Here is a 1,426-nt window from a genome sequence, read left to right on the forward strand (position 1 = left end):
GAGACCGACACGAAAAGCGCCGCAACACAGCTCGGACACTCCAGCGAGGAGGTCACCGCCACGTACTACATCGCCAAGCCCGCCCAAGCCCCGGACGTCTCGGACATCCTCGAGCGACTCGGCACCGATCACGGGAAGCGGCGCAGTCCCGCAGCCGCAGCCCCCAACGATGCCCATGGATGACAAACCTGGTTGCCGACCACAGTAAAAGGGGGGTTTTCGGGGGGCGGTTCAAAACCCCATAGGCAAACTTAAAGCCCTGACCAGCGTTTCCGCTGGTCAGGGCTTTTTGTCTGTCGGGACGGCCGGATTCGAACCGACGACCCCTTGACCCCCAGTCAAGTGCGCTACCAAGCTGCGCCACGTCCCGCCCCCGCGTGGTTTCCCCCGCGGCAGCCGGTACAGCTTAGCGCAGCGGTTGCGGGTCCCCCACACAGGCCCCACCAGTGTTGCGGGGCAGGCGAACCACCCCACAACCCCTAAGGCTTCCTAGGAGGGTGGGGTGGTGGATGGGCAGGAAAATGCCGGATGGCGGGAGGCCATCCGGCATTTTTCAGGGAGAACTGGACGGGGTCAGCCGTGCGCCTTGCCTCGGCCGCCGGGGCCGAGCTTCTTGCGCGGGCGGACCGAGATCTCGATCGGGCTGCCCTCGTACCCGAATTCCTCGCGGAGCTTGCGCTCGACGAACCGCTGGTAGCCGGCGTCCAGCGGGCCGGTGGTGAAGAGCACGAACCGTGGCGGTGCCACACCGGCCTGCGTCGCGAACAGGATCCGCGGTGCCCGTCCACCACGCACCGGGTGGGGGGTGGCCTGCACCAGCGCGGTCAGCCACTGGTTGAGGTGCGCGGTCGGTACGCGGGTTTCCCAGCTGGCCAACGCCTTGTTCAGGGCGGGGGCCAGCTTGTCCACGGCACGGCCGGTCATCGCCGACAGGTTCAACCGGATCGCCCAGGGGATGCGGCGCAACTCCCGGTCGATCTCCTTGTCCAGGTAGTACCGACGGTCGGCGTCGACCAGGTCCCACTTGTTGAACGCGATGACCAACGCCCGGCCCGACTCGGTCACCATCGACAGGATCCGCTGGTCCTGCTCGCTGATGGGTTCGCTGGAGTCCAGCAGTACCACGGCCACCTCGGCGGCCTCGATCGCGCCGGCGGTACGCAGGCTGGCGTAGTACTCGGTGCCGCTGGCCTTGCCGACCCGCTTGCGCAGCCCGGCGGTGTCCACCAGTTGCCAGGTCTGACCGCCGATCTCGACCAGGCTGTCCACCGGGTCCACAGTGGTGCCGGCCACCGAGTCGACGACCGCCCGCTCCTCACCGGAGAACCGGTTGAGCAGGCTGGACTTGCCCACGTTCGGCCGACCGACCAGCGCCACCCGGCGCGGCCCCCGCGGACGGTTCTCCACGATCGCCGGTGCCTCCGGC

2 protein-coding genes and 1 tRNA gene are annotated in these 1,426 nt (G+C 68.2%); 1 reads left to right on the forward strand and 2 read right to left on the reverse strand.

Annotation, left to right across the window (positions count from 1 at the left end):
* A partial coding sequence (locus KBX53_RS32805) for a hypothetical protein (RefSeq protein WP_210863742.1) occupies nucleotides 1-183 on the forward strand: 183 nt, incomplete at its 5' end.
* Between the two features lie 113 nt (nucleotides 184-296).
* Here KBX53_RS32805 and KBX53_RS32810 read toward each other — a convergent pair.
* Together KBX53_RS32810 and KBX53_RS32815 are read right to left on the reverse strand one after the other, a co-directional pair.
* Nucleotides 297-370, reverse strand: a tRNA-Pro gene (locus KBX53_RS32810).
* Nucleotides 371-573: 203 nt separating this feature from the next.
* Nucleotides 574-1,426, reverse strand: an 853-nt coding sequence (locus KBX53_RS32815; RefSeq protein WP_210863743.1) for a GTPase, incomplete at its 5' end; no start/stop codon positions are given.

Origin of the sequence: Micromonospora sp. M51, from assembly GCF_018070305.1 — a bacterium.
GTDB lineage: Bacteria > Actinomycetota > Actinomycetes > Mycobacteriales > Micromonosporaceae > Micromonospora > Micromonospora parva.